Origin of the sequence: Wolbachia endosymbiont (group A) of Cydia strobilella, from assembly GCF_964026745.1 — a bacterium.
Classification (GTDB): domain Bacteria; phylum Pseudomonadota; class Alphaproteobacteria; order Rickettsiales; family Anaplasmataceae; genus Wolbachia; species Wolbachia pipientis.
Genome location: NZ_OZ034694.1, coordinates 348,144 through 374,883 on the forward strand (window position 1 = coordinate 348,144; position 26,740 = coordinate 374,883).

General features: G+C 35.5%; 29 protein-coding genes, 1 pseudogene and 1 riboswitch. Of the genes and pseudogenes, 18 read left to right on the forward strand and 12 right to left on the reverse strand.

Annotated features, from left to right (window positions below):
• Positions 1 to 156: 156 nt before the first annotated feature.
• Positions 157 to 535: pseudogene (locus tag AAGD76_RS01700) on the forward strand (IS4 family transposase); the annotation flags it as partial.
• Positions 536 to 624: 89 nt separating this feature from the next.
• Here AAGD76_RS01700 and AAGD76_RS01705 read toward each other — a convergent pair.
• The 4 genes from AAGD76_RS01705 to AAGD76_RS01715 all read right to left on the reverse strand — a co-directional run bounded on the left by AAGD76_RS01705 (position 625) and on the right by AAGD76_RS01715 (position 1,674).
• Complete coding sequence (locus tag AAGD76_RS01705; protein ID WP_080717614.1) at positions 625 to 789, reverse strand: IS3 family transposase; 165 nt, start codon at positions 787 to 789, stop codon at positions 625 to 627.
• Positions 779 to 943 (reverse strand): DDE-type integrase/transposase/recombinase, encoded by a 165-nt coding sequence (locus AAGD76_RS01710; protein WP_156768661.1) that lies wholly within the window; start codon positions 941 to 943, stop codon positions 779 to 781. The genes AAGD76_RS01705 and AAGD76_RS01710 overlap by 11 nt, the downstream gene beginning before the upstream one ends.
• Positions 944 to 1,027: 84 nt before the next feature.
• On the reverse strand, positions 1,028 to 1,369 hold the full coding sequence (locus tag AAGD76_RS06415; protein ID WP_095866567.1) for an IS3 family transposase: 342 nt from the start codon (positions 1,367 to 1,369) through the stop codon (positions 1,028 to 1,030).
• Positions 1,370 to 1,491: 122 nt separating this feature from the next.
• Entirely contained in the window at positions 1,492 to 1,674 is a 183-nt protein-coding gene (locus AAGD76_RS01715) for a transposase (RefSeq protein WP_265031869.1), read from the reverse strand.
• 85 nt (positions 1,675 to 1,759) lie between these two features.
• Here AAGD76_RS01715 and AAGD76_RS01720 point away from each other — a divergent pair, with 85 nt between their 5' ends.
• Entirely contained in the window at positions 1,760 to 2,353 is a 594-nt protein-coding gene (locus AAGD76_RS01720; protein ID WP_244226866.1) for a hypothetical protein, read from the forward strand.
• Between the two features lie 180 nt (positions 2,354 to 2,533).
• On the opposite strand, the gene gatA is transcribed toward AAGD76_RS01720, so the two are convergent.
• Positions 2,534 to 4,003: an Asp-tRNA(Asn)/Glu-tRNA(Gln) amidotransferase subunit GatA gene (gene gatA / locus AAGD76_RS01725; protein WP_010962643.1), complete on the reverse strand. Its 1,470-nt coding sequence runs from the start codon at positions 4,001 to 4,003 to the stop codon at positions 2,534 to 2,536.
• A gap of 389 nt (positions 4,004 to 4,392) precedes the next feature.
• Between gatA and mtaB the strand changes: the two genes are divergently transcribed.
• Together mtaB and AAGD76_RS01735 are read left to right on the forward strand one after the other, a co-directional pair.
• Positions 4,393 to 5,619: a tRNA (N(6)-L-threonylcarbamoyladenosine(37)-C(2))-methylthiotransferase MtaB gene (gene mtaB, locus AAGD76_RS01730; protein ID WP_341820273.1), complete on the forward strand. Its 1,227-nt coding sequence runs from the start codon at positions 4,393 to 4,395 to the stop codon at positions 5,617 to 5,619.
• A 66-nt stretch (positions 5,620 to 5,685) separates the two neighbouring features.
• A complete protein-coding gene (locus AAGD76_RS01735; protein ID WP_341820274.1) occupies positions 5,686 to 6,597 on the forward strand; it encodes a P44/Msp2 family outer membrane protein in 912 nt (303 codons plus the stop codon).
• A 7-nt stretch (positions 6,598 to 6,604) separates the two neighbouring features.
• Here the strand turns inward: AAGD76_RS01735 and AAGD76_RS01740 are convergent, their stop codons facing one another.
• The 3 genes from AAGD76_RS01740 to AAGD76_RS01750 form a co-directional block, all read right to left on the reverse strand.
• Positions 6,605 to 8,092, reverse strand: coding sequence for a secretion system protein (locus AAGD76_RS01740; protein WP_341820275.1), 1,488 nt, complete (start codon positions 8,090 to 8,092; stop codon positions 6,605 to 6,607).
• A 134-nt stretch (positions 8,093 to 8,226) separates the two neighbouring features.
• Positions 8,227 to 9,591 carry an ankyrin repeat domain-containing protein gene (locus AAGD76_RS01745; RefSeq protein ID WP_012673105.1) on the reverse strand — a complete coding sequence of 455 codons (1,365 nt, stop codon included), beginning with the start codon at positions 9,589 to 9,591 and terminating at the stop codon, positions 8,227 to 8,229.
• 847 nt (positions 9,592 to 10,438) lie between these two features.
• Positions 10,439 to 11,113 (reverse strand): septal ring lytic transglycosylase RlpA family protein, encoded by a 675-nt coding sequence (locus AAGD76_RS01750; protein WP_209472799.1) that lies wholly within the window; start codon positions 11,111 to 11,113, stop codon positions 10,439 to 10,441.
• Between the two features lie 26 nt (positions 11,114 to 11,139).
• Here AAGD76_RS01750 and murC point away from each other — a divergent pair, with 26 nt between their 5' ends.
• The 5 genes from murC (at position 11,140) to fumC (ending at position 16,712) form a co-directional block, all read left to right on the forward strand.
• A complete protein-coding gene (gene murC, locus AAGD76_RS01755) occupies positions 11,140 to 12,636 on the forward strand; it encodes a UDP-N-acetylmuramate--L-alanine ligase (protein ID WP_038250394.1) in 1,497 nt (498 codons plus the stop codon).
• Between the two features lie 4 nt (positions 12,637 to 12,640).
• On the forward strand, positions 12,641 to 13,915 hold the full coding sequence (gene eno / locus AAGD76_RS01760; RefSeq protein ID WP_010082238.1) for a phosphopyruvate hydratase: 1,275 nt from the start codon (positions 12,641 to 12,643) through the stop codon (positions 13,913 to 13,915).
• Complete coding sequence (cgtA, locus tag AAGD76_RS01765; protein ID WP_006280016.1) at positions 13,903 to 14,925, forward strand: Obg family GTPase CgtA; 1,023 nt, start codon at positions 13,903 to 13,905, stop codon at positions 14,923 to 14,925. The genes eno and cgtA overlap by 13 nt, the downstream gene beginning before the upstream one ends.
• 15 nt (positions 14,926 to 14,940) lie before the next feature.
• Positions 14,941 to 15,096 (forward strand): hypothetical protein, encoded by a 156-nt coding sequence (locus AAGD76_RS01770; protein ID WP_179943761.1) that lies wholly within the window; start codon positions 14,941 to 14,943, stop codon positions 15,094 to 15,096.
• 221 nt (positions 15,097 to 15,317) lie between these two features.
• Positions 15,318 to 16,712, forward strand: a complete 1,395-nt coding sequence (fumC, locus tag AAGD76_RS01775) for a class II fumarate hydratase (RefSeq protein WP_264706075.1) — start codon at positions 15,318 to 15,320, stop codon at positions 16,710 to 16,712.
• A 194-nt stretch (positions 16,713 to 16,906) separates the two neighbouring features.
• On the opposite strand, the gene grxD is transcribed toward fumC, so the two are convergent.
• Positions 16,907 to 17,230 (reverse strand): Grx4 family monothiol glutaredoxin, encoded by a 324-nt coding sequence (gene grxD, locus AAGD76_RS01780; protein WP_006280013.1) that lies wholly within the window; start codon positions 17,228 to 17,230, stop codon positions 16,907 to 16,909.
• Positions 17,231 to 17,245: 15 nt separating this feature from the next.
• Positions 17,246 to 17,464 (reverse strand): BolA/IbaG family iron-sulfur metabolism protein, encoded by a 219-nt coding sequence (locus AAGD76_RS01785; RefSeq protein ID WP_006280012.1) that lies wholly within the window; start codon positions 17,462 to 17,464, stop codon positions 17,246 to 17,248.
• Positions 17,465 to 17,593: 129 nt separating this feature from the next.
• Here AAGD76_RS01785 and AAGD76_RS01790 point away from each other — a divergent pair, with 129 nt between their 5' ends.
• Positions 17,594 to 18,502 (forward strand): P44/Msp2 family outer membrane protein, encoded by a 909-nt coding sequence (locus AAGD76_RS01790; RefSeq protein WP_233417545.1) that lies wholly within the window; start codon positions 17,594 to 17,596, stop codon positions 18,500 to 18,502.
• 14 nt (positions 18,503 to 18,516) lie between these two features.
• Here AAGD76_RS01790 and AAGD76_RS01795 read toward each other — a convergent pair whose 3' ends face one another.
• Positions 18,517 to 19,839 (reverse strand): malic enzyme-like NAD(P)-binding protein, encoded by a 1,323-nt coding sequence (locus AAGD76_RS01795; RefSeq protein WP_077188090.1) that lies wholly within the window; start codon positions 19,837 to 19,839, stop codon positions 18,517 to 18,519.
• A gap of 134 nt (positions 19,840 to 19,973) precedes the next feature.
• Between AAGD76_RS01795 and pgsA the strand changes: the two genes are divergently transcribed.
• The 8 genes from pgsA (at position 19,974) to AAGD76_RS01835 (ending at position 26,042) form a co-directional block, all read left to right on the forward strand.
• Positions 19,974 to 20,507 (forward strand): CDP-diacylglycerol--glycerol-3-phosphate 3-phosphatidyltransferase, encoded by a 534-nt coding sequence (gene pgsA, locus AAGD76_RS01800; RefSeq protein WP_010962629.1) that lies wholly within the window; start codon positions 19,974 to 19,976, stop codon positions 20,505 to 20,507.
• 120 nt (positions 20,508 to 20,627) lie between these two features.
• The gene (locus tag AAGD76_RS01805) at positions 20,628 to 21,569 is read left to right on the forward strand and encodes a hypothetical protein (RefSeq protein ID WP_209472809.1); all 942 of its coding nucleotides are present in this window, start codon (positions 20,628 to 20,630) and stop codon (positions 21,567 to 21,569) included.
• A gap of 60 nt (positions 21,570 to 21,629) precedes the next feature.
• Entirely contained in the window at positions 21,630 to 22,337 is a 708-nt protein-coding gene (locus tag AAGD76_RS01810; RefSeq protein WP_213862790.1) for an outer membrane protein assembly factor BamD, read from the forward strand.
• A 59-nt stretch (positions 22,338 to 22,396) separates the two neighbouring features.
• Positions 22,397 to 23,131 carry a YebC/PmpR family DNA-binding transcriptional regulator gene (locus AAGD76_RS01815; RefSeq protein WP_264373829.1) on the forward strand — a complete coding sequence of 245 codons (735 nt, stop codon included), beginning with the start codon at positions 22,397 to 22,399 and terminating at the stop codon, positions 23,129 to 23,131.
• 3 nt (positions 23,132 to 23,134) lie between these two features.
• Entirely contained in the window at positions 23,135 to 24,073 is a 939-nt protein-coding gene (locus tag AAGD76_RS01820) for a M23 family metallopeptidase (RefSeq protein ID WP_264374048.1), read from the forward strand.
• A gap of 7 nt (positions 24,074 to 24,080) precedes the next feature.
• A complete protein-coding gene (locus tag AAGD76_RS01825; RefSeq protein WP_010962624.1) occupies positions 24,081 to 24,926 on the forward strand; it encodes an SPFH domain-containing protein in 846 nt (281 codons plus the stop codon).
• A gap of 76 nt (positions 24,927 to 25,002) precedes the next feature.
• A riboswitch (TPP riboswitch) is annotated at positions 25,003 to 25,105 on the forward strand.
• A complete protein-coding gene (locus AAGD76_RS01830) occupies positions 25,094 to 25,369 on the forward strand; it encodes a SemiSWEET family sugar transporter (protein ID WP_006280002.1) in 276 nt (91 codons plus the stop codon). Its footprint overlaps the riboswitch before it by 12 nt.
• Positions 25,350 to 26,042, forward strand: a complete 693-nt coding sequence (locus AAGD76_RS01835) for a thiamine diphosphokinase (protein WP_341820276.1) — start codon at positions 25,350 to 25,352, stop codon at positions 26,040 to 26,042. The genes AAGD76_RS01830 and AAGD76_RS01835 overlap by 20 nt, the downstream gene beginning before the upstream one ends.
• Positions 26,043 to 26,349: 307 nt before the next feature.
• Here the strand turns inward: AAGD76_RS01835 and AAGD76_RS01840 are convergent, their stop codons facing one another.
• Positions 26,350 to 26,505: a hypothetical protein gene (locus AAGD76_RS01840; RefSeq protein ID WP_264373828.1), complete on the reverse strand. Its 156-nt coding sequence runs from the start codon at positions 26,503 to 26,505 to the stop codon at positions 26,350 to 26,352.
• Positions 26,506 to 26,740 lie beyond the last annotated feature (235 nt).

Genomic DNA, 26,740 nt, shown 5'->3' on the forward strand with positions numbered 1-26,740 from the left:
AATGGCGTCAACTTAAGGAAAAATATCAGCGATAGTGTATAAAATTTCTCTCCAAATTTTTTATCATTAAATTATCCAAAGAGTGCAAGGGACAGCACTTTTGTTTCTATTTTATTGCAACAAAAAAGTTTAAAATGTGTCTTTTTTAGGTGAGGCATGCAAAAAGGAAAAGATCTTATCTTACAAATTAAAAATGCAATATACTCGAAAACTTTTCAGAAAATCCATTGTGTTGAGTTTTACACGAACAAGAAAACTTCCTTTTTCGACAGTATTTTCTATGATTTTAAAGTTAGTTAAAAAAAGTTTGGGAATAGAATGTGAACTTATGGAGCCATTGACATGTACCCTCAAAGCAAGCTTTTTCTAAAGCAAGGTATAAGATTTGCCATACAGGCTTTCAAGAATTTAAGCATCCAAACAGCCTATCAGGATGAACCTGAGTTGGAGAGGCTATAGACTTATTGCAGCAGATGGTTCTGGTATGAGATTACCCAGCTCTGGGGAAATTGTATCCGAGTTTGAACCAAATGGAAACTGACCTTACCCAGAAAAAGTGGAGAGAAAGTTTGGAATGTTTTTCACAAAGAGAATGATGAATCAAAATGCTCAGGAATGCAATAGTTAATAGTGACGTTGTTTGTTATAAAAAATTTCTATGTATTCAAATATTGCAGTTCTAGTTTGTTGAGCAGAGTGTTGTGAAGTATCAATAAGTATTTCTCTTTTCAATGAGCTAAAGAAGCTTTCCACAACAGAATTGTCGTAACAACAACCTTTATGACTCATCTATGTTTTTTATGGATAAGAGATATTGATAACCTTGCGAAGTATATTGTGAACCTTGATCACTATGTAATAGTAGATTTTTGGCAGGTTTACGCTTGTTAACGGCCATTAATAAAGAGTCCATAACCAATTGTTTATTTATTGAACTGCTCATTAACTACCATGCGTGAATATAGATCGATTATTGTTGCCAAATATAGCCATCCTTCTTTGGTTTTTATATAAGTAATCCCATACTTTATTTGGTTGATCGACAATAAAGTTTTGGTCTAATATATTGGGAGCTACTGTCCGTTTGTTGTTTCTTAATTTTAAATTTTCTTCTCAATATAGCCTGAATACCATTTTTCTGCATAATACTTTGCACTGTTTTTAAGTTGCAACTTTTACCCAAAGCCTTTAATTCAGCATGAATTTTAGGAGCTCCATATCTACATTTAGAAGCTTGATATATTTTTTGAATATCTGCTAATAACTCTTTATTTGCTGATTCTCTACTGCTTATTTTCCTTGTAGTCCACTTATAGTAGCCACTAGCAGAAAACCCTACATAATTCCTGCACTTTATAGTGTTTACTATGCTCTTTTATGAAAAAATATTTTACTCTTTTTGACTGGCCAGGGCTTTTTTTAAAATGTCTCTTTCTCTTGTTACTTTTGCTAACTCTTTCTGTAAATCAAATCTCTCTTTGTCATAAGGTGCTACATCTGGAAATGCATTTGCCGCTGACTTTTTTCGTTATATTTCTTCATCCATTTTCCTAATACACTATCCCTTATTCCTAGATCTCTTGCTACTTTTGCAACTGGTTGACCTACCTTTCTTTGTTCATTTGTCAGCTTAACAGCTTCCAATTTGAATTCTGCCGTATATTCTCTTGCCATTTCTAATCCTCCAAAATTTTATTTTACCCGAAAAAACTCCTTTCTTTCTCTCCACTTTTTCTGGGTAAGGTCAGTATGGGAAAAGGTGAAAGATGTACTAAAAAACCCAGAGATGATAAAAAAGGAATACCAACGTAGAGTATTAGAAAATAAAAATGATGAATCATCAGAGAAAAAGTTTGCAAGAAGAGAAAATCAAATAAAAGAAGGTATCGAAAAATTAATGGAAGATTATTATAGTCAAGAAAATGCAGGAGAGAAAGGATATATAAGCGAGGAAGAATTTAAACAGACAATGAGAAAAATGAAAGAACGCTTACAAGGGATAGAAGAAGAGAAAAAAAAGGTAGTTGATCAGAAGGCAGTAGAAAAAGGAATAAGTCTTATTATAAATAGCATAAAGAATTTTTATTCTAGTGTAAAATCGAACCTGGAACAGCTAGATTGGCAAACTAAGCGCGGCATTATTAAAGCATTAATAGGACAAATTAACATTGGTTGTGATCAGGTAGAAGTAGGATTTCAGATCGAAGAACCAGCACAGGATGGGGGAATTCTTAATTTGTATCATTGTACTACACATCATAATAAGGGGGTTGGCAAAATGTGTCAAGCAAGTTTTTTCGTTTCTATAAATCTGGATTTCAGCGTTATGCGCTGGAATGACAACGTGAGGTAAATTTTTCAACATCCCAAAATTACAGAATTCAGTCTGTTTAATTAAGTGTGAACTGTTACACGAAAATTTTGTAAACAGATTAATATACCCTGTTTTTGCTATTCATCTAAAAATGGAACCATAGAGTACGTTGAGGAGCGTAAGCAAATTTTAATGCAAAAATTACTATCAAAAAATAGATTATGCAAGAGGTCTAATTATTCTGCCGCAATTTTGCTCTATCACACTTGCCACATTTAATATTCCAGCTTCATCATAATAATTTCCAATCACTTGCAAGGCAAGTGGTAAACCCTCATTGGAGAGCCCAACAGGAACAGAAATAGCAGGCAATCCTGCCAGACTTGCCGGCACAGTAAACACATCATTGATGCACATAATTAGCGGATCTGGCTTTTCATTTAAGCCAAAAGCTTCTGTTGGAGCAGATGGCACAAGTATGTAATCTATTTTTTCAAACGCTTTTATAAAATCATTTCTGATTAATGCCCTGATACACTGTGCTTTTTCGTAATATTCATTGTAATGACCTGAGGAAAGCGCATAAGCGCCAATTAAAATTCTTCTTTTCACCTCTTTACCGAAACCTTCTGCTCTTGTTAGTGAATACATTTCTTCAAGGGTATCAGCATCAACCCTGAACCCATAACGCACACCGTCATAACGAGCAAGATTGGATGAAGTTTCAGCAGAACAAATTAAATAATAGACTGGTATTGCATATTTAGTATGTGGCAGAGTAACGTCAACAACTTCAGCGCCATTTTCTTTTAAATAGGAAGCAACTTTCTCCCAATTATGGACTATTTCCTCTGAAATTCCATCCATCCTATATTCTTTTGGTATACCAATACGCTTACCCTTGACATCACCATTTATAAAGCTAGAAAATTTAGGCACTGGCTTTTCGCTTGATATTGAATCTTTTGTATCATAGCCACAGATTGCTTCCAGCATTAATGCTGAATCAGAGACAGAACGAGTAATGACTCCTGCTTGATCTAGAGAACTCGCAAATGCAATCATACCAAAACGCGAGCATCTTCCATAAGTTGGCTTTATTCCAACCACTCCACAATAAGCTGCTGGTTGGCGCACAGATCCACCGGTGTCACTCCCTAGTGCTCCAGCGCATAAAAATCCAGCCACCGATGCTGCAGATCCACCAGATGATCCACCAGGAACAACTTTTTCCCCATCGCTTTTTCTAATCCACACATTTTCAACAGGGCCAAAATAGCTATTTGTGTTCGCAGAACCCATAGCAAATTCATCCATATTAAGCTTACCGAGCATGGCTGCTCCACTTTTTAAAAGCAAGTCAGACACCGTAGATTCGTAAGTCGGAACGAAATTTTCCAGCATTTTTGAGCATGCTGTTGTTTTTATTCCTTTTGTACAGAATAGATCTTTGATGCCAACTGGTACACCCATGAGCGGCGAGATTAAATCATCCTTTTGCCTAGAGAAATGTTCATCTGCAGCTTTAGCAGCTTTCATTGCTATCTCTGGGGTTTTTGTTATAAATGCATTTAATTTCTCATTTTCAACCGCACTGATGTGCGCCTCTACGAGTTCAACGGCAGAAAAACTCTTTTTTTTGAGCCCGTCATGCATTTGTGTAATACTTAACTTTCTTAGTTCATTCATCAATATTTAATTTTTAGCAAGACGTTAATTATAACATGGCACGATAAAAAATCCATACATTTATAGTTACAGCTAGAAATGTAGCTAAGGTAACTTAGATTCACCGACAATCGTCATCCCGCTACTTGTTAGCGGCTAAGAGATACCACAGCGGTATGACGTAGAAGCTATACTTTTATACTCACCAACTCAGTATCCAATCCGGATTGTATCTTAAAAAGGTCAAAAGACTATAATAAGCAAAGGAGTGATACTGTGTCTGAGTGAAAATCGTTGAGATCCCAGTGTCTGCTGCTTGCATAGCATTTATTTACAAAAAAATAGTCATGCAAGAGACTTTGCTTGGATATTTGATATAATTTAGGTCTATTAAAGCAAAAAATACTAACATGAATGAAGTGATAACATTTGGTTGTCGTCTAAATTTTTACGAGAGCGAGTTAATCAAAGAAGCATTAAAAAAAGCAAAGAGAGAAAATGTTGTTGTGGTGCATAGCTGTGCAGTGACAAACGAAGCAGAACGTCAGGTAAAGCAAAAGATACGTAAGATTTACAAAAATGATCCAAATAAAGAAATTATCGTAGTTGGTTGTGCTGTTCAGTTGGATCCAGAAGTTTACAGTAGCATTCCTGGTGTAAGTAAAGTGCTCGGTAATCAAGATAAGCTAAAAGCTGAAAATTACTTACTAAATGACGATAAAATCTTGGTCAGTGATAACCAAGTAGAACCTGTTCTAATTAATGGATTTGAAGATAAGTCAAGGGCATTTATTGAAATTCAAAATGGTTGTAATCATAGCTGCACATTTTGTTCAATTACTGAGGCAAGAGGGAATAATCGATCTGTGCCAATAAACAGTATTATAGAGCAAATCAGGATCTTTGTAGAAAATGGATATCAAGAAGTAGTGTTTACAGGGGTTGATATTACTGACTTTGGTACAGATTTGTTGGGTAAGCCATCACTTGGTTCAATGATTAGGAGAGTTTTAAAGGATATACCAGAGTTGAAGAGGCTAAGACTTTCCTCTATCGATGTTGCTGAAGTTGACGACGAATTAATGGATTTAATAGCTAATGAGTCAAGACTTATGCCTCATTTACATTTGAGTCTACAATCTGGTAATAATTTAATACTAAAGAGAATGAAGCGTCGTCACAACAGAGAACAAGTGATAGAATTTTGTCATAAAATGAAGAGCTTGAGGCCTAATATAGCATTTGGCGCTGATATTATTGCTGGATTTCCAACAGAAACTGATGAAATGTTTCAGGATACAGTTGATTTACTGAAAAAAACAAATATAGTTTACCTACATGCTTTTCCATATTCAGAGCGGAAAAATACACCTGCTGCACGAATGCCACAAGTACCAGAGAATGTGCGTAAAGAACGAGTAAAAAATTTAAGAGAAGTAAATAAAGAAATTATGAGCAGTTTTTGTCAATCCTTGATCAACACTAAGCAAAGTGTTCTGGTTGAGCAAAATAATGTCGGTAGAGCAGAAAATTTTGCATTAATAAAGCTTGAATCAAAAGCTCAAGCCAAGAGTATTGTGGAAGTTAATGTTAAAGGAGTGGAAAATAATTATCTAATTGGAAATATTTTTTCTTAATTTTTGTACATTGAAGAAATATACGATATAGTAATTATACTGTAAATGATAATTGTGAATTCATTTATGATAACTAGAATATCTATTACTTTATTTTTGATTTTCATTTCATGTGTCTATTTTTTTATTACTTATATTAGTAATGATACACACATTGAGCAAGTACAACCCTTAAAATTAGAAACAGACAATAATAAAAGTGTGATACGTTCTGAGGAGGTTACTGCAAAAGAAATACCAATAAAATATCAAGAACTTGAAAGTAGTCCACCTTCTGTTTTCCAAGTAGCTGATCAGAAAAATATGTGGTCACGTATTGCAGATCAAGCTGAGCCTACAAAAGAAAAATCAAAAAAACTTGATTTTTATGTTAGCGCTAACGGTGGTAAGGTATACCATGATAATTCAGAAATATTTGTAAAGGGTATAAAGGCAATAGGGGAGAGAGTCCTAACTTTAGTTGAAAGTCATTATGGTTTTATAATAAAAAATATAGTGGCAGATGAAATTAAAAGTATACAGCAATTTGATGGTAAAATTGATTTCCAGTGGTTTAGCAGCATGTCTTTAGGTTACTATGCTGGAGAAAATGGTAAAATTGATTTTGAAGCCGCGTATTCTATAGCCAATATTGAAGATAGTAATTCTCCTCCGGTATTTGATAAATCAGCAAGTATATTTGCGTTTTTGTTAAACTTCTATTATAATCCCAGCGTTCAGGATACACAATTTGCTCCGTACATCGGTCTTGGTATAGGACCAACAGTTTTTAGATTAAAAAGGATTAATGGGTCACCCCAAAATTCAATGCCACTGAATGTTCCTTGGTTTGCTTATCAAATAAAACTTGGTGTTGATTATTCAATAATCCCAGAAATCAAAACCTTTCTCGGCTATCGTTACTTTAGCGTTCCGGTACCTGTTGCAGATGACATATCTACTCACAATATTGAAGTTGGTTTGATATTTAATTTTTAGTGATAATTTAATATATATATAAATTCTTATCTTTTCTATCTAACAAACCAAATGTTGGTACGATTGTTGCTTTTAAAAAAATGACAGTTTCTACTGTTCTAATATTATTCGCTAGCCTTTTTGATTTCTGATGCAATAAGCTTTGCTTATCTTCTCTATGTTCTATAAGCCCGCCGATTACCATAATTTCACCGCTCTTAATTTTTAACATAGAGTTCATTTCTCTGATTTCAACAATTGGAATGTCGCTATTTAATTTCATTTTACTCTGCTGTGCGACGTACTCTATATCTGGATCTTTAGTGTAGCCGTTAATTCTTGATAAAGTTGGATGTATATCCATGAATATTTCACTAGTATCAATGTTAATGCTTGGGTGGATTATTAGCACAACACCTATTGGGACGCTATTCATCTTGGTAATTAAGGTCTGATTAGAGTTTCTAGTATCTTTTTGTATATCGGAGGTAAAATAAATATGGTTTTTAGTAAATGAAATCATCGCTTGCTGATTATTTATAGCATGTACTCTGGGGCTTGAAATTACAGTTGAAGTGCCAAATTTGTCTAAATTTTTTACTAAATCTCCTAGATCATTTGCACCAAAATTCATTGCTAGGTTAATAATGGAGTTATCTTGATTTATTATAGACTTAGTTCCATCTTGTAAGTCATTTAAGTTCATACCAGAAAGGTATTTGTCATCTAGCACAACTTCAACTATTTTTGCCTCTATCATTACTTGAGAAGACGCTAACTTCTTAACCTTATTAATATATTCTTCAACAGCTTTGTGGATATCTTTTCTAGCATTCAAAATAATAACACCAGCTTCTCTGTTGGATGAAAGGAATTCGCCATCATCCACCCCGTTAACATCCATTATTGCATTCAAGCCTTTTTCTAATGAATTCCATAAGTCACTACTGTATTGAGACTTCATAACATTGTTATAGTCCCTATCAACGTTACTTCCATCACTGTTAGTAATATTGTTATTAATGACGAAACTGCTTTGAGCAGAATGTTGAATATTGATGAAGTCTACGTAATAATTTTGTGCGTATGGCAAGTCCTGCTCAATTCTAATTACACCATTACTTGTTGAGTAACGCAGTTTAGCGCTATTTGCTATACTCTGAATTACTTCGTTTATATCCTTATCTTTTAGCTTTAAAATAATATTACCTGATATTTTTGGGTCCATATCCAAGTTAACGTCAGAAAGTTTTCCTATCTCAATCAGCACATCCTTTACTGATACTTCTTCACTAACATTAATAGAAATAAGCTGATTACTGATTGTGAGATCGGGAAACTCTATTGGTAAAGGCATAATTTCTGGTATTGCCGGTTCATTAATCTCCAAAGAGGTGTTATATTGTTGCAACGGATAATCGTGCTTATAATTGTCTATGTTAATAGGATATTGCTTGGTAGGTAGATGTGTGCAAGAAATAATGAAGAGGAGTATTAAGCATTTAAAAATAGCCATTAGAACAGCATACAAAATCTATACTAATAGATTTCTATAAAAATATTAAAAATGTATTTAATCTCATTTTCATCGAGCAGATAATTGTCGTGTATTAGCTTTGGCTATGTATTTTTTGTATACTCTTCTTGTACTTAAATGTAGACCAGCATAGCCCTAATTTTTTTATATATTGTACTTCTTTCTCTGTATTTAATAATAGGCTTGAAAATAAATGGTAAGCCTATAATTGTTAAGCTTAGAGCTAGGGTTGAAAGTATACAACAGGCTTTGTGTTTACTATGTAGCTCTTTCAGATAAAGCATCAAAAATCTACAAAATTTTTTGTAATTTTCTTCGATGTTTTTTTTGCTATGAGCCTTGCTAATGAACATATCTATTGCGGTATGACCGTTATTGCACTTAATGTTAAGGTCTGCACCTTTTTCTGTTAACAACTGAGCTATATCAAAATAATCCTTTTGAACAGCAAGATGTAGAGGTGCAAAACCTTGTTGCTCACAAATGTTCATATTGGCTCTAACTTCCAATAACATTTTCACAATTTGTGTATGGCCTTTTTTAACTGCGAGTAGCAAGGGAGTTCTGTTACATTTAGTAACAGCATTAACGTTTACCTTAAGCTTCAATAAGAGCTTAACTGTTTTAGTGTTACCATTATGGCTAGCTTTATGCAGCCTAGCGTTACCATTAAAATCTTGATCGTTTGCTTCTATTCCCTTTGAAACAAGAAATGTTACCATTTTTCTATTATTATGCTCAATAGCGCAATCTAACGCATCAAAACCATGGTTGTTTTTTGTGCAAAAAAACTCTTTAAGTTTAATTTTATCGTTACTTGCTTGCTGTTTTTTTGCAATAAGTTTTACTATTTGCATTTTGTTGTTATACGCTGCTAGGAAAAGCGTAGTGTTATTTTCTGCATCTTTGGCTTCTATATTTGCACCTTTCTTTATCAGATATTCTATAATTTCTGCTCTGCTGTCATAATGTGCGGTGCATTGATAAATGGTTAAAAACAAAGGAGTACGAAAATTGTTATCTTCACATTCGAGATTTGCTCCGCTATCAATTAAAATTTGGACGCTTTTTTTAGAACCGTATAGTGAAGCTATATGAAGAGGAGTATAGCCCTCTTTGGCATCTTTTTCATTAATTTTTGCGCCTTTTGTTATCAAAAAATCTATTAATTCCGTGTCATCTTGTAGTGCAGCAAGGTGCAGTGGAGTGAATCCATTTTTATCCTTGGAATTAATTGTCAGTTGGTTAACAAAAAGTTTAGCAACTTTCTTGTGTCCATGCATAATGGCGTAATGCAGAGGGTTTCTATTTTCGTTGTCTACGACATTGAAATCAGCTTCGTGCTCTAGTAATGACTTTACTCCAACTAAATCGCCTTCTTTTGTGAACTTATGCAAGAGAGTGATTCCACTTGCATCTTTTGAGTTAATATCAAATCCATTTTCTACTAATTGGTTTATATCTTCCTCACGCGCCATATCACTTAAATCTCTAATTAAACTCTTTTCGCGTTAATAATACTCCTACTTGATTAAGTTTAAATGAATCTGTGAGAAATGGCTAGTGCATTCTTGCATAACAAACTTTTGGCAGCGCATTGGATGAAACGAAAAACTTACTTGACAAACTCCGCCAGCCCTCCTATCATGAAACTGAAGCTATTTATTTATCTTCGCAATCTCTGCAGTGGATTAATGACAAAAAACTTAATGTATTTGGCGTAAATCATGCTTAATTTTTTGCACTATGTGCACCTCATGTCTTTATAAAACTTTTAGGTTTCTACCTATACAAGCCGAAACGCGCTTATAAAGTGTTTAAGACAGTAAAAGACGTCAAATAGACAAGGGAGAATTTGAATACTAGCTACCCTAGGGTTTCTTTGCCTTTTTTTTTATTTGGTAAATTTCTTAACATTTATAGCTAAACGACAACTGTCATTCCTGTAAAGGTCAAGTATCCCGCTACTTGTTAGCGGGATCTAGAGATACCGTGACGGTATGACGTAGGATTGCTGTCATTCTGCTACTTGTTAGCGGCTGAGATACCGCGAATGAATCGCGGTATGACGGTTCGCGGTGGCATGACGATAAGCTCGTCATCCCGCTACTTGTTAGCGGCTGAGATACCGCGAATAAATCGCGGTATGACGGTTAGCGGTGGCGTGACGATAAGCTCGTCATTCCGCTACGTGTTAGCGGCTAAGAGATATCGCGGTGGTATAGCTATAAATTGTTGATATCTTTTTTATATCACATTTTTAACTTACAATAGTTAGCCAGCGTTCCTTACATTAACCAAATCTTTCAAATTCTGCACTCACCACTACCTATAACTCACTTTCACGCAATATTGATCGTTCTTAAAAAGCAATCTAACATTTTTTATTCCTTGATTGCGAAGCTTTGATGCAGCTGATTTAGCAGCCTGAGCACTTTTAAAAAATGCAACATATCCCTTACTTTCTGCACTGTCTTGTTTCGGGTGACGTTTCTGCATTTCTTTTTCATATTGCTTTCTGTAATGAGGAGTATTTTGTATCAATTGTTCTGACATCTTTCTTAGGTATTGAACTTTTACTTTTGCAAGCCCAGATTTATGAAATCCTAAGACTTGAGCTGCTTTTTCTGATAAGTCTATTATTCTGCCTTCAATAAAAGGCCCTCTATCGTTAACCCTTGTAACAAGCTTTCTTCCATTTTCTAAATTAGTGACAAGAACAAAGCAGGGTAAGGGCAAAGTCTTATGCGCTGCAGAGATCAAGTGACGGTTAAACGCTTCACCATTTGCTGTAAGTGTGCCATGATCTTCTATTCCATACCACGATGCTATCCCTATCTCTTCATAGTGTTTACAGTTTTTTGGGTGATAAGTTATACCATTTATTGTGTAGCTGCTGCCAATTTTATAATGACCTGCAGTGCAGTTAAACCTGTTGCTAAAACTGCAGCTACTTATCAAAACAAATATTAGACATAGAAAGGTTAGGTTTTTTATCATTGTATTCGGTAAGAGGGTTCGATACTATGAGGATTTTAAATTATACTATAATAAATTTAGTAATGAGTAAACATCTACTGCTAAATATTAACAAAACTCAAAAAGGAATAATACATATTATTGGTATAGGTGGAATCGGAATGAGTGCCATTGCTGAAATTCTTCACAATTCCAATTGCAAAGTTCAAGGCAGTGATGCACAATCAAACGACAATATAAATAAGTTACAAAAGCTAGGTATAGAGGTTTTTATTGGTCACAATGCTAATAATATAAGCCAAGCTCAAATAGTTGTACATTCTTCTGCAATAGAATCTGATAATGTGGAGTTAATTGCGGCAAAAAATAACAATAAAACCGTTTTGCATAGATCAGACATACTTGCTGAAATTATGAAAGGTAAATATGTGATAGCGGTTTCAGGTTCAAGCGGAAAGACAACAACAACCGCTATGATTGCTTCCATTTTTGATCATTCTGGCATTGATGCGACTGTAACTGTAGGAGGGATATTAAATTCCTATAAGAGCAACTTCAAACTTGGAGGGAGTGACACTTTTCTGATCGAGGCTGATGAGTCTGATGGAACTATGCTAAAAATCCCTGCAAAGATTGCTGTCATAACAAGTATCAACAATGACCACATAGATTATTACGGCACATTTGATAATATCAAAAATGCATTTTCCCAATTCGTGAATAATGCAGGTTCTGCAGTTTTACCTGATTCTGTAGACATCGATTATGATGCGGGTAATTCTATAACGTTTGGGTTTGAGAATGGTAGCATAAGAGCCAGCAACATTAAACAGCATGCTAACAGCATAGAATTTGATGTGTTGAACAACTGGATTCCAGCATTACGTGCTGGAATGACAAAAGGAAAGTGTACAGAGATGTCATCCCAGTGCGTGACACTGGGATCCAGCCCTTTAAAAAACATAGTACTATCAAATGCAATTGGAATTCACAAAGTAAGCAACGCCCTAGCTGCAATATCAGTTGCGATAAAGCTCGGAATTAGCGATGCAGATATTAAAAAAGGCCTTTTGGAATTTCAAGGAGTAGCAAGAAGATTCTCTTTGATTGCCGATATTAAAGGTGTTAAGTTAATTGAGGATTATGCCCATCATCCAAATGAAATATATGCAACTTTAACGGCTGCACGTTCGATTACTAAAGGAAAAGTAATAGGAATTATCGAACCACTTCGTTTTGCCCGCATTCGTAATTTTTTTGATGAATTCATACGAATTTTCATGATGTTTGATTATGTCATCCTCACTCCTGTTCATCCCCCAGAAGACAAGCCTATTCCTGGTTGTGGGATTGATGATATACAAAAAGCTTTAATCAGTAATGGATTTAATAACACAAAAATTATGAATGATGCTTTGCTCATTTCACATTTTATTAGTGATTCGACAAGTCCAAGTGATATAGTATTATTTATTGGTGCTGGTAGTAATATAGCTAAATTGGCAAAGGAAACTGCAGCACTTATTGCGGAAGTTAAGGTTTAATGTAATGAATAAGATAATCAATAACGTATTTGCAAGAGAAATTTTAGATAGCAGGGGTTACCCCACTATTGAGGTAGAAATTGAGCTCTGTGATGGTGCAATAGGCAGGGCATCTGTACCTTCTGGAGCTTCAACCGGTAAATTAGAAGCCTTGGAACTCAGGGACCAAGATGAGAAAAGGTATTGTGGTAAGGGAGTGCTGAAAGCTGTTCAAGCTGTAAATGGGATAATAGCAGATGAAATCATTGGAATGAATGCAGCGGACCAAAATGCAATTGATAAAGCATTAATTGAACTGGATGGAACAAAAAACAAATCAAAACTTGGAGCAAATGCAACTTTGGGTGTGTCTCTTGCAGTTGCAAAAGCAGCAGCAAACAGTTTCAAAATGCCGCTATATAGATATTTGGGAGGAAAGCAGACGAGTGTTATGCCGGTTCCACTCATTAACATAATTAATGGTGGAGTACATGCAGACAATAAGCTCGATTTCCAAGAATTCATGATTCTTCCGGTCGGTGCTGAGACTTTCAGCGAAGCGATTAGAATATCTGCGGAGGTATTCCACAACTTACGTAGCATTCTTAAGAAAAAAGGTTATAGCACAAATGTAGGGGATGAAGGTGGTTTTGCACCAAATATTGAAAGTACTGAAGAAGCACTTGATTTGATCATATACGCTATAGAATCAGCAGGTTATTCAGCGCAAAGTGATTTTGCACTAGGCCTTGATGTTGCTTCATCTACTTTTTATGAAGATGGAATTTACAAATTTGAACACAGAGATCTTACTTCAGAAGAGTTGACTGAATATTATTGTAATCTTGTGGAAAGATATCCAATAATTTCTATAGAAGATGCAATGAGTGAAGACGACTATGAAGGTTGGAAATTACTTACTGCAAAATTGGGGAGTAAAATTCAATTGGTTGGGGATGATTTGTTTGTTACAAATTGTGAACTGATATGCAAAGGAATAGAGGAAAAAATGGCAAATGCTGTACTGATCAAGCCAAATCAAATAGGGACGTTAACAGAAACTTTTGCTGCTATTGAAATGGCAAAATCAAATGGCTATAAAGCTGTTGTTTCTCATCGCTCAGGTGAAACAGAAGACACAACAATATCTCATATAGCAGTTGCGTCAAATTGCGGGCAAATAAAAACCGGGTCGCTATCGCGTTCTGATAGACTCGCGAAGTATAACGAGCTAATCAGAATAGAAAGCGCATTAGGAAAGGATGCTAAATATTATCGTGGGTTAGCATGGGTTTTATAGACGAAGTAAAATTGTGTTTAAAAGCTGGTGACGGTGGTGATGGCTGTGCAAGTTTTCGTCGAGAAAAGTTCGTTGAATTTGGTGGTCCAAATGGTGGTAATGGAGGAAAGGGTGGAAACATAGTTTTCATCAGCGACGCTAATCTCAACACTTTGCTTCATTTTCGTTATAGAAGACACATTAAAGCAGATAGTGGAAAAAATGGTGCAGGCAGGGATAGATCTGGCACAGCAGGGAAAGACGTTATACTTAAAGTTCCAGTCGGTGCACAAATAATTGATGAAGAAAGTGAAGAGATAATAGTAGACCTTGACAAGCCTGGTATGGAATTTCAAGTAGCACAGGGTGGAAAAGGTGGACTTGGAAATACTAATTTTAAATCTTCTACTAATAAGGCACCAAGACATTTTACTTACGGTCAGCCTGGCGAAGAAAAACATGTATTATTAAAACTAAAAGTTTTATCAGATGTTGGAATTATTGGCATGCCAAACGCAGGTAAATCAAAATTTTTGACTCGCTGCTCAAATTCCGATACAAAAGTAGGCGATTATCCATTTACCACCGTAAGACCTCATTTAGGCATGGTAAAAGTGGATGATAGCGAAGTTGTAATAGCAGATATTCCTGGAATAATTACTGATGCTCACCTTGGAGTTGGGCTCGGGCATAAATTTTTAAAGCACATAGAAAGGTGTCAAATTTTACTTCATTTAATCGATGTAACTCACGATGACGTTGTTTCGGCTTATAGTTGTATCCATAATGAATTGGAACTTTACAATAGTGATCTTGTTGAAAAAGAAGAGATTGTAGTATTAAACAAATGCGACTTATTGAGGGAAGCAGAAATTCTGGAAAAGAAGAATCACCTAGCTAATTATCTCAATAAAGAAGTGCTGTGCTTATCAATTAATGGTGATTTACAGCCTATTTTAAGATTATTAAGTGAAAAATTGAAAAAGAGTAATTCTAAGGAAATCGATGTATATGATCCTTTTAAAGCGTAAATTTTCTATTTATGGATGTACAAGAATGGTAGCGTGCAACCAGAACTAAGCGTACAGCTGTGCAAACATCGTGATTTGAGTCCACCAGAAGGGTGTCATCCCAGTGCCCAGACACTGGGATCCAGGAATTTTATTAAGTTGGTAAGCATAAAAGTAGCCGTTTTATGTTAAAATACAACGTTTTGATGATTATGAAAAGGCTGGATTCCAGACTGGAATGACACCATCATAAAGTGAATCAGTGTCAGCTACTTGCATCTACCATGCAAGTTAACTGAAAATTGCAATGTTCGTACACTTGACTACTTGGATCTAGTATGATTTAATTAACCAAGAAGTAGGCATGAAAAAATTATGTAGTGAACCAGTTTGCATAACACCAGGAGGAAAATATGGATAGAAAGACGAGAATAGAATCAGACAGCTTAGGGGAAGTAAAAGTACCAAGTGAACATTACTGGGGAGCACAGACTCAGCGTTCTTTAGAAAATTTTAAGATTGGCACAGAAAAAATGCCAGAGCCTCTGATTAAAGCATTAGCAATAGTAAAACTTGCAGCAGCGCGTGTTAATATGAAACATGGTGTTATAGATGATAGGGTAGGGGACGCAATTTGCACAGCCGCGAGGGAAGTAATAGATGGCAAATTTAATAATGAATTTCCGCTTGTTGTTTGGCAAACCGGATCCGGAACGCAGACTAATATGAATATGAATGAAGTGATCAGCAATCGTGCAATAGAGATTTTAGGTGGTAATTTGGGTAGTAAATCTCCAATACATCCAAATGATCATGTGAATTATGGTCAGTCGTCAAATGACACCTTTCCAACAGCAATGCATATAGCAGCAGCAGAGCAAATAAACTGCTTGCTTATTCCAAATCTTGAAAAATTGCATAAGGTGCTGGATAATAAGGTTCAGGAATTTAAAGATATAATAAAAGTAGGACGTACTCATCTGCAAGATGCAACGCCCCTAACACTAGGACAGGAGTTCTCTGGCTATGCAGTCCAGATTAAAAAGGGGATAGAGAGAGTAAAATCAACTTTAAGTGGTATATACGAGCTTGCACAAGGTGGCACTGCGGTTGGCACGGGACTCAATACTAAAAAGGGTTTTGCTGAAGATTTTGCAAAGCAAGTTGCAGGAATTACTAACCTTCCATTTACTTCAGCAGGCAATAAATTTGAAGCGCTAGCAGCAAATGATGCTTTAGTTGAGCTCAGTGGAACACTCAATACAGTAGCAGTCAGTTTAATGAAAATTGCAAATGATATAAGGTTGCTTGGTTCTGGTCCAAGATGCGGAATTGGGGAAATAATGTTACCGGAAAATGAGCCTGGTTCTTCAATTATGCCAGGTAAAGTGAATCCAACTCAGTGTGAAGCGGTGACTATGGTATGCACTCAAGTTATGGGAAATCATGTTGCTGTAACCATTAGTGGTTCAAACGGTCATTTTGAATTGAATGTGTTTAAGCCAGTGATAATTTACAATGTTTTGCAGTCTATAAGACTTTTAGCTGATGCAAGTTTAAATTTTACAGAAAAATGTGTAATTGGTATTAAAGCAAATGAAGAGAGGATAAAAGATTTACTGAATCAGTCGTTGATGTTGGTCACTATATTAAATACGCATATAGGGTACGACAATGCAGCAAAAATAGCGAAGCTTGCTTATAAAGAAAATATCACTCTAAAAGAAGCAGCAGCAAAACTTCAACTGCTCACTGAGGAAGAGTTTGAAAGGATAGTGAAACCAGAAGAAATGGTAAATTATTTGTAAACGCTCACACTTAATTCTTCAATCTCACTAATAGAAAGGCCAGTAAACTTGACAATAGTGTTAACATCAACATTATTATCTTGCTTTGTCTACCTTATTTTGCCGCTCCCCTGAACGGATACGGTTTAAGACATAAGATCCTTTTTCATAGCTATACTACGTTATCCAGCGTCTGGGCACTGGTTTCTTGGTACTTATTCCGCAATAATTTTTTTTTCCTTCAATAAACTTTGCAGTTCGCCTTTTTCGTACATCTCGCGAGTGATGTCGCAACCACCAATAAACTCTTCCTTTATATATAATTGTGGAATTGTTGGCCAATCAGAAAACTTTTTTATAGATTCACGTATTTCATCATTCTCCAACACGTTAATATACTTAAACTTCACGTTCAATTTTTTTAGGATTGACACGACGAGTCCAGAGAATCCGCATTGAGGAAAATCAGAAGTGCCTTTCATATACAATACCACATCATTTTCTGTTATATCTTTTTTTATTTGTTCAAAATTGCTCATAAATTCACCTTATTTTTAAGTATTAGTTTCCAGTTGCAAGGCGTGTATAGACTGACCTTCCAGAGCTTTATATACCATTTTATGCTGTTCTATTTTTGTCTTTCCAAGAAAACACTTGGAGTTTATTTTTAAATGATAATGGTCATCATCTCCAGCAAGATCATGAATCTTTATATCAGCGTCGGGGAACGATTGTTTGATGATCCTCTCTAATTCGTGAATTGCAATAGTCATTGATTTGCTTTAAATTACAATACTTTCATTATAAATCTAAAACGATTGAGCGCAATAAAAAGTTGCTATCATAAAAAATAGAAGCATACTATAATAATGGAATGACAAATTATGCAGGGAGGCTTTGTGGTGGGCGAAAGATTTAAATTCACATATCTATTGGTTTTGCTAACTTTTTCATTTAGGTGCTTATCTTACGATGATAAAATAAATAACTTAGAGAATGTTTACATCAAAGCTAACTATTTTGGAGCATTCTTCAATGCAATAGGTTCTCTAGAAGGAAAAGAAGATGCAGGTGACAATATAACAGAGGGGGTTTTTAGTTTTAATAAGAAGGAGCGAATTGAAGCTGGATACAGTCCTAAATATGTTCCAGGGTTTGCCGGTAGTGCTGCAATAGGGTATTTATTCAAAAATATGAGAGTTGAGTTTGAAGGCTTATATTCTCAGACTAACTTATATGATGAAGATTATTCAGATAAGAAAAAAGCAAGATATATTGAACTTCGTCGTCACAATGATGCGTCTACTGGAGCGGAATGCAATTCACCTTGGAGAAGTGGAAAGGTTGATATTCACATTCAAGAAAATTGTAGTGTTGAAGCAGAGTTCAGAGCTGCATTTAAGATGAAAAATGAAGGTTTTAATAACTTAGCTGGAATGGTCAATGTATATCGTGATTTTAATATAGCAAAAATGCCATTCACCCCATATGTTGGTATTGGTGCAGGTGTAACTAGGGTTAAATTTCTAGGAAAAACCAGATATGCCTTGGCTTACCAAGCAAAACTTGGTATCAATCACCAACTTACAGCACAAACTCAAGCATTTGCTGGTTTACGCTATTTTGGTATCCTTGATAACCAATTTAAAGATATTGTACCAGGAATAAAGATACTAGCTGGTGAAGGATATATTCCTGCCGGTGGAGGAAGTAAAGTTGATGAAACTGCACGTGTTGAATCAACAACTGCAACCATTACCAATAGGTTTGGCATATATGGCTTAGAGTTTGGGTTGGTTTATCACTTTTAACTTTATCCAATAAATTACATATGTGAAGATAGTAAATTCAGCGTGCTGAGAACATTAGAAAGACGAGATTTTAATTGATTTTCATATTTACTCCAATCTTGTATTGCCTTTCTTGCAACACCTGAATCAACTGCGGCTTTTGCAACAGCAGGAGCTACTATAGAAATTAATCTTGGGTCAAATGGAGTAGGTATTATATATTCACGTCCATAGCCCATTTTACGACCGCCATAGACTGCAGATATCTCACCTGGTACTGGCTCACGGGCAAGCTTTGCTATTGCATCTGCAGCTGCAATTTTCATTTCATCATTTATTGTTGTTGCATGTACATCAAGTGCCCCTCTAAATATATAAGGAAAACCCATTACGTTGTTGACTTGGTTGTTGTAATCTGACCTACCAGTTGCAATTATTGCATCTGGCCTCACAGATTTTGCAAACTCAGGCCTTACTTCTGGATCGGGATTGGCAAGAGCAAAAATAATCGGGTCTTTGCCCATACTCTTTAACATCTCTTCATTTAACACATCTTTTGCAGATAGTCCGATGAATACATCAGCGCCTTTTATTGTATCAAGTAGAGAACGTTCGGAAGTATCAATTGCATACTTTTCCTTCCACTCATTCATATCCTCGTTTCTACCTTTGTATATTACTCCTTGCTTATCACACAGCACTATATTTTTAGCGCCCATGGACTTTAGTATTTCTAAACATGCAATACCGGCTGCTCCAGCACCATTCATAATGATCTTAACGTCCTCTAATTTCTTTTCAACAATATCAAGAGCATTTTCTATGCCAGCTGCAACAACCACCGCAGTTCCATGCTGGTCATCATGGAACACTGGAATATCCATCAGTTCATTCAGGCGTTTCTCTATTATAAAACAATCGGGAGATCTTATATCTTCTAAATTTATCCCCCCCCAACTTGGCCCAAGATACCTTACTGCATTGATGAAATCTTCTATATTTTCTGTACCAACTTCTATATCAACTGCATCAATATCAGCAAAACGCTTAAATAAAACAGCTTTGCCTTCCATGACAGGTTTTGCAGCAAGAGGACCGATATTACCAAGTCCAAGCACTGCAGTGCCATTTGAAATGACAGCAACACAGTTGCTTTTTGCTGTATAATCATAAACAACCTCAGGATTTTTAGCTATTTCAAGGCACGGAGCTGCAACACCAGGGGAATAAGCAAGTGACAAATCATACTGGGTAGATAAAGGTTTTGTTGGCATGATTGAAATTTTACCAGGGTTACCACCTCTGCTGTGATACTTAAGCGCTTCTTGTTTTGTGGTACTATCTAAATCATCGTTCATCATTACATCCTTATATTTTAAGCTTGTATTTTTTAAGTATATGGAGTTTTTATAAATGTTCAATTGTAAATTATTAACTTGTGAACTCTGTTGTACTTCTGTATAAGTTTACCTATTACGTAAGATGATATTACATGCTTAAAAAAAACGTGCCTAATTTGCTTACAATTTCTCGTGCACTTGCAATACCAGCAATAATATTAAGTTTTTATATAGAAAATAAATATGCAGGCCTGATAACAATATCAATCTTTGTGTTTGCGTGCATTACGGATTTTTTTGATGGTTACCTGGCGCGTGCGTGGAAAGTCCAATCAAAGTTTGGCAAGCTATTTGATCCAATTGCTGACAAATTAATAGTGGTTTCAACGATAATTATGCTAGTTTATAAGCATAAGATAAATGATTTTACAATAGTACCATCGATTATCATCATCTGTCGGGAGATATTAGTCTCGGGTTTACGGGAGTTTCTGATAGCTACAAATGTTAGTCTACCTGTAAGCAAAGCTGGAAAAATTAAAACATTTTTGCAGATGGTTGCTGTAGTAGCGCTAATAATGAACGATTATTATATGATTCAATATACAGGTGCGATTTGTTTATGGGTTGCAGCTATTATAACTATGTGGTCAGGCTATAATTATATCCTAGCCGGCATCAAATAGATTGATTAAATCTCCTAGGAAATAGTTAATAGACAAGAGTAGTTAATATCTTAGTGATATTGACTCAGAAAGCAAAAAGGTGTATAATTATATTAACTTACAACTAATTAGGTTAATATTATGAAAATACCTAGTGGCAAATTTTCTTCTACTAAAAAGGTTCCAGGAAAGAATAAGAAAAAAAGAGATTTTGAACCATTAGAAGAGTTTTTTTGGGATTTTTGGCCAACAGTTGATAAAGAAGTCAAAAGAGAAAGGCTAGAACAAGAACTATTAGCACTAAAAAAAAGAGAGCTATATAGAAAATGTGCATCATTGGCAACAATGGTCCCATTTACATTGCTGATGGCGATTGAACTGGAAAAAACATATAGCGATCAGGTATTACTTGGCGTGATAAGTGGCGCGCTAAGCCACACTATATTACCTTTTACAGTCTTATCTCTTATTTGTACGCTATATTTAATTTACAATAATAGGAAGATAGCACAAAAAGAACGAGAGTTGGAGATTATTGAAAATGGAGAGGAAGTAAAGGAAAAAGAGCACAATATTTCTGATATAGGTCAGTGTTTGATCTATATTGAGGCTATAACAACTGCACTGGTTATTGTAGGTATGATAATGGGTGAAACATCTTCACTTGAAGCAGCAGAGGATGCAATTTTATTTCTTGCCAATGCAATTGCTTTTCTTGCAACTCTTGTTTCTTATATTGATAAGCATGAAAAAAATAAGAAAAAGGAAACAGAAAAGTCTGATCTTGATGAGAAATCTAGCAAGAAAACTAGCAATATATCTGTAGCCGGATTGGCGCTTGCTGGTTCTTCTGTATTTTTAATAAGAAGGATAATGTTAATAGCATTAGCATCGTCCTTAAATCCTGCTGTTGGACCTACTTTAGGCTTGGTAGGTATTGCAATTTTTATGGCTGTACAGGTCTTAACTATACATTCCTACAGTAAGACGCTGAAAGATCCAAAAGTGGAAGGACGAGGTGAATCAAGAAATGCAGGTAGTTCTGACCGTAGTTATAAAGAAGAAGGACCGGCTGTTGCCTAAGAAATTTATTTATTTAAGTAATATTTAGGTCTATACTTTATTTTGATCGAAAAAAATCTTATGTATAAGACTTTAATCACGTGCTTTATTTTCCTAATTTGCTCCTTTACACAATCGTATGCGGATGATCTTGAAAAAACTGAAACTGAACTATATGAAGAAGCAGTTGAACTTTTTGACCAGAAAAAATATAAACAAGCTATTAGGGCATTTCATAAGATAGAGGATTTGTATCCTTTTTCTTATTGGGCAATGAAAGCAAAATTATTATCTGGGGTCTCTCACTATAATATGGGTAACTATAGCAGTGCTGCAAGTGATATGGATGATTATATATATGTTTATTCAAATGGTGAAGATTTACCATATGTATACTACTTAAGAGTATTATCTTATTACATGCAAATTAATAAAGTGCAACTTGGACAGCAAACTGCATATAAAACTTTAGAGCTAGCCACTGAGTACATTAATCTCTTTCCAGGCAGCGAATATGTAGACGAGATAAAGGAAAGAGCAAAATTAATCACAGAACATATATCAACAAAAGAGTATTCTATCGGTAAATTTTACCTGAGGCGTGGTGAATATTTAGCAGCAATTAAGCGTTTCCAGAATATGGCAAGCTATAAGGATTCTAAATATTTTTCTAAGTCTATTAACCATTTAATAGCAGCCCATTCAGCTCTTGGCCTTGACTTAGAAGCTGAGCAGTATGAAAGTATGTTATTAGCAGAAAACCTGCAAGATGCCAAGCCAGAGGCTTGAAAATTTGCTTTAGCTTTTTCTATGCTTTGATATATAATTAGGTTTTTAACTATTTGAATATGGCTGGTCATTCACAATTTTCAAATATAAAACATCGGAAAGGCGCTCAGGATGCAAAGCGCTCTCAAAAATTTACGAAGATGATTAGAGAAATAACAGTTGCTGCAAAGCAAGGGCTGCCCGAACTCAACCCGCGCCTTCGCTCTGCTATATTTGCTGCACGCAAGGAAAATCTACCAAAAGATAAAATAGAAACAGCAATAAAAAATGCAACTGGTAACATTGCTGGAGAAAATTACGAGGAAATACAATATGAAGGTCATGGGCCTTCTGGTACTGCACTCATTGTCCATGCCTTGACTAATAACCGCAACCGTACTGCTTCTGAGGTACGTTATATATTTTCTCGCAAGGGTGGAAACTTGGGAGAAACAGGAAGTGTTAGTTACCTTTTTGATCATGTAGGTTTAATTGTCTATAAAGCAGAGGGTGTGAATTTTGATGATTTATTCAGTCATGGAATCGAATTAGAAGTATTGAATATTGAGGAAAATGACAAAGAAGGATTACACGTTATAACTTGTGAAATAAAAGATTTTGGTAAAGTACGCGATGCCTTTTATGCAAAATTCGGAGAACCAGAACTTGCTCGTCTTTCATGGCAGCCAAAAGATCTGATTGAAATTAGCGATAAAGAGTTGATTGATAAATTATCTGCATTGGTTGAAGAATTAGAAGATAATGATGATGTACAGTATGTGGAAGGTAATTTTACTTTTGTTGATGCTGTTTAAATGATGAAGCTGATTGTATTTATGCTGCTCTTTATCTTACCGTTATATACCGCTGAAACATCAACAGATCTTGCACAGCCATTCCAGCATGGAATCAGAAAAAAAAAAGCTACTTTGACGACAGAAAGTGATAGAAAGTTGTTATTCATATCCAGTACCATAAAATCTTCCTTTTTTGCCACGGAAGGGTTGGCGCCAAATACAGTGGTGAAATTGATCAACATATATAAAGATTTCGGTGTTGATTTTAAAAAAGACATTGTGCCGAAGAGTAAATTGGAGGTTCTTTTTGAGAGATTGCCTAATAATCAGAAGACTGAAGAAAAAATTTTATATGCTTCACTGACAATAAACAAGAAAGCTATTAGTTTATATCATTATAAATCGCAAGACGGCAAAGAAAGGTATTTTAATAAAGAAGGAATAAGCTTAAAAAATGGCGAAATTTTTGCAAATCCTTTAAATGGAGATTATCGCATATCCTCAAAATTTGGCAATAGAAAGCATCCTGTTCGCGGTAAAATTGCTTTTCACAAAGGAGTGGATTATGCAGCTAAACTTGGCACTCCCATATACGCTGCTGCAGAGGGTGTGATAGAATATATAGGAAAGAATGGTGGCTATGGAAATTACATCAAAATAAAACACAAAAATGAATATTCAACCTGTTACGCGCATATAAGTAGATTTAGTGGCGATATAAAGTTAGGCTCTAAAGTAAAGCAGGGGCAGGTCATCGCCTATGTTGGTAGCACTGGTGTTGCAACAGGCCCTCATTTACATTACGAAGTTATATATAACGGCAAACACATCGATCCGCTTACGATAGCGCATAAAACTGAAGTAAAATTGCCTGATCATGAATTAAGAGAGTTTAAACTATTTGTAAATAAGATAAATAAAACGATCAACAGAGAGAGTTCAAGTGAAAAAGAAGTTTAAAGACAATATGGATAAGAATACGATAAACGATAGAAATTTGAGTCAAATTCGGGCTTTTCCTGTACTAATAGCGCTAGGATTAATTTTATCGCTGCTTTTTTTGGCATATGACAGCACAATTGCACTTGGAGTTGCTGCCGTTTCAATTTTGACTTTTCTTCAAGGATTTTTTATTAATGACCCTAATGAAGCAAGAGTGATAGAATTTTTTGGTCATTATATTGGAACTTATTTTAAGTCTGGAATATGTGTAACGCTTCCCTTTTCAAGCAAATATATAGTTTCCCTAAAATTTCAGAATATTAACACAGAAAAAATAAAAGTTAATGATGCAAATGGAAGTCCAATAGAGATTTCTGCAGTAATTGTTTGGAGAGTGAGCAGTCCTGCAAAGGCGTATTATAATGTTAACAACTATCACGAATTTGTTTTTGTACAAAGTGACTCGGTAATTAGAGAATTGGCGAGCAATTATCCGTATGACAGCGAGAGCAATGAGGAATCTTTACGTAAAAATTCTGATAAAATTTCAGATGAATTGCGGTCAATGTTACAACAAAGATTAGATATTGCAGGAATTGAGATTACAGAAGCAAGAATATCGCATTTGGCGTATTCGTCCGAGATTGCACAAGCAATGTTAAGGCGTCAACAAGCACATGCTATCACTTCGGCAAGAAGGCATATAGTGCAAAATGCAATAGGAATTGTCGAGGAAGTAATAGCTCATTTTGAAAAAAACAAAAGCTTACAATTAGATGGCAAGCAAAAGGTTCAATTGATAAATAATTTGTTGGTTGCCCTAATCTCTGAGCAAGATGCACAACCGACGATTAGTTTAGATAATAATTAGCATAGAAGCCGATTGGGTTTCATAAATGCAAGTCACTATTAATTTCTTGATTAATAGACTAAATGATGTTATAAATTACACGCATTAGGGGTGCTCTAGAAAAGCTGAGAGTACATAAAGTACAACCCTTTGAACCTGATATTGTTAAAGCAAGCGTAGGAAAATGTATGTATATAAATATTGAAGAATGCTTCGGCTTCATTGCGTTAATTGCATCTCTAATTGGATTATCACCTCAAGTATATAAAGCATATATCACTAAAGTTACTCGTGATGTATCGATGTTAATGTTAGTAAACTATCTTATTTGTTCATTGTCTTGGATTGGCTATGGTCTTTACCAGAGCTCAATTTTTGTGGTGCTTAGCAATATTGCTGGATTAGTGATTAGCATAATATCAATTATTCAAAAATGTTACTACGATGCAAAACCTGCACCATGATCATGTGCTGCACTGCAGTACACAACAACAATATCGTTCTATTGTAGTGCTAAATGGAAAAATACCGAGCTCATCGTTTTTTAAACGAGATATACCTATTATTGCTGTAGATGGAGGAGCAAACAAGCTTCTATCAATTGGCGTAAAACCTGATCTTGTAGTAGGAGATTTGGATAGCGTAAATCTGGATTTACGTGCTAATTTGAATACGATATATCTACCTGATCAAGATTATTGCGACTTTTCTAAAGCAATGGCTCACTTAAAAACAGTAAAGTTATTGCCATCAATAGTAACGGGTATTACTGGAGGAGCAATTGATCACATACTACAGAATATTAACATTTTTCTAAGTATGGGCAGTATCTTTTACACACCTTCACCTCCCATGGTAGGTTACACTTTACAAAAAGGTATTACCCATTTTTTTTCTTTGCCAAAAAATACTAAAATATCTTTACTTGGTATACCGAGAGCTCAAATATCAACTAAAGGATTAAAATGGGAACTGCACCTTAGTAATCTTGCTTTTCCGGGAAAAAATTCTTGCTTTAATCGAAGTTTAGGCAATAAGGTATCCGTAGAAGTACACAGTGGTATATGTCTAGCAATGATTTATTTAGAGACAGTAGATGATGCTGCAAGACATCATGTGCGTCAAGTTAAGAAGTAAATAGACTTCTTGCATAACCCAAACTAAGTAGAAAAAAGGTATCATCCAAGTAGCTGACACTGGTTCCTTTATGACGTGTCATTCCAGTTTCAGCTACTTGAATGACAGCAGTCCTACGTCATACCGCCGCGGTATCTCTTAGCCGCTAACAAGCAGCGGGATGACGAATTGCTTAACCGTCATACCGCCACGAACCGTCATACCGCCGCAGACCGTCATACCGCGATTCATTCGCGGTATCTCTTAGCTGCTAACACGTAGTGGGATACTTGATCTTTACAGGGATGACGGTTGTCAGGCTAGCCTGTCATCCCAGTGCCCAGACACTGGGATCCAGGAATTTTATTAAGTTGGTAAGCATAAAAGTGTTATGTAAAATACAACGTTCTTGATGGGATTGCGTGAAAGGCTGGATCCCAGTGTCAAGCACTGGAATGACATCATAGGAGCACTGGGATGACACCCTACTTAACCGTCATACCGCGATTTATTCGCGGTATCTCAAAGCATAGATCCCGCTAACACGTAGCGGGATGACGATTGTCGTTTAGCTATAAACATTAAGAAATTTACTAAATGAAAAAAAAGGCAAAAGAAGCCCTGAGGTTATTATCCGCTTTAAAATATTGGCGTTTTTTATGTTTTAAACGCTTGACAAGCGAGATTCAGCCGCTTTTAATTGCAACTAACCTACGCTG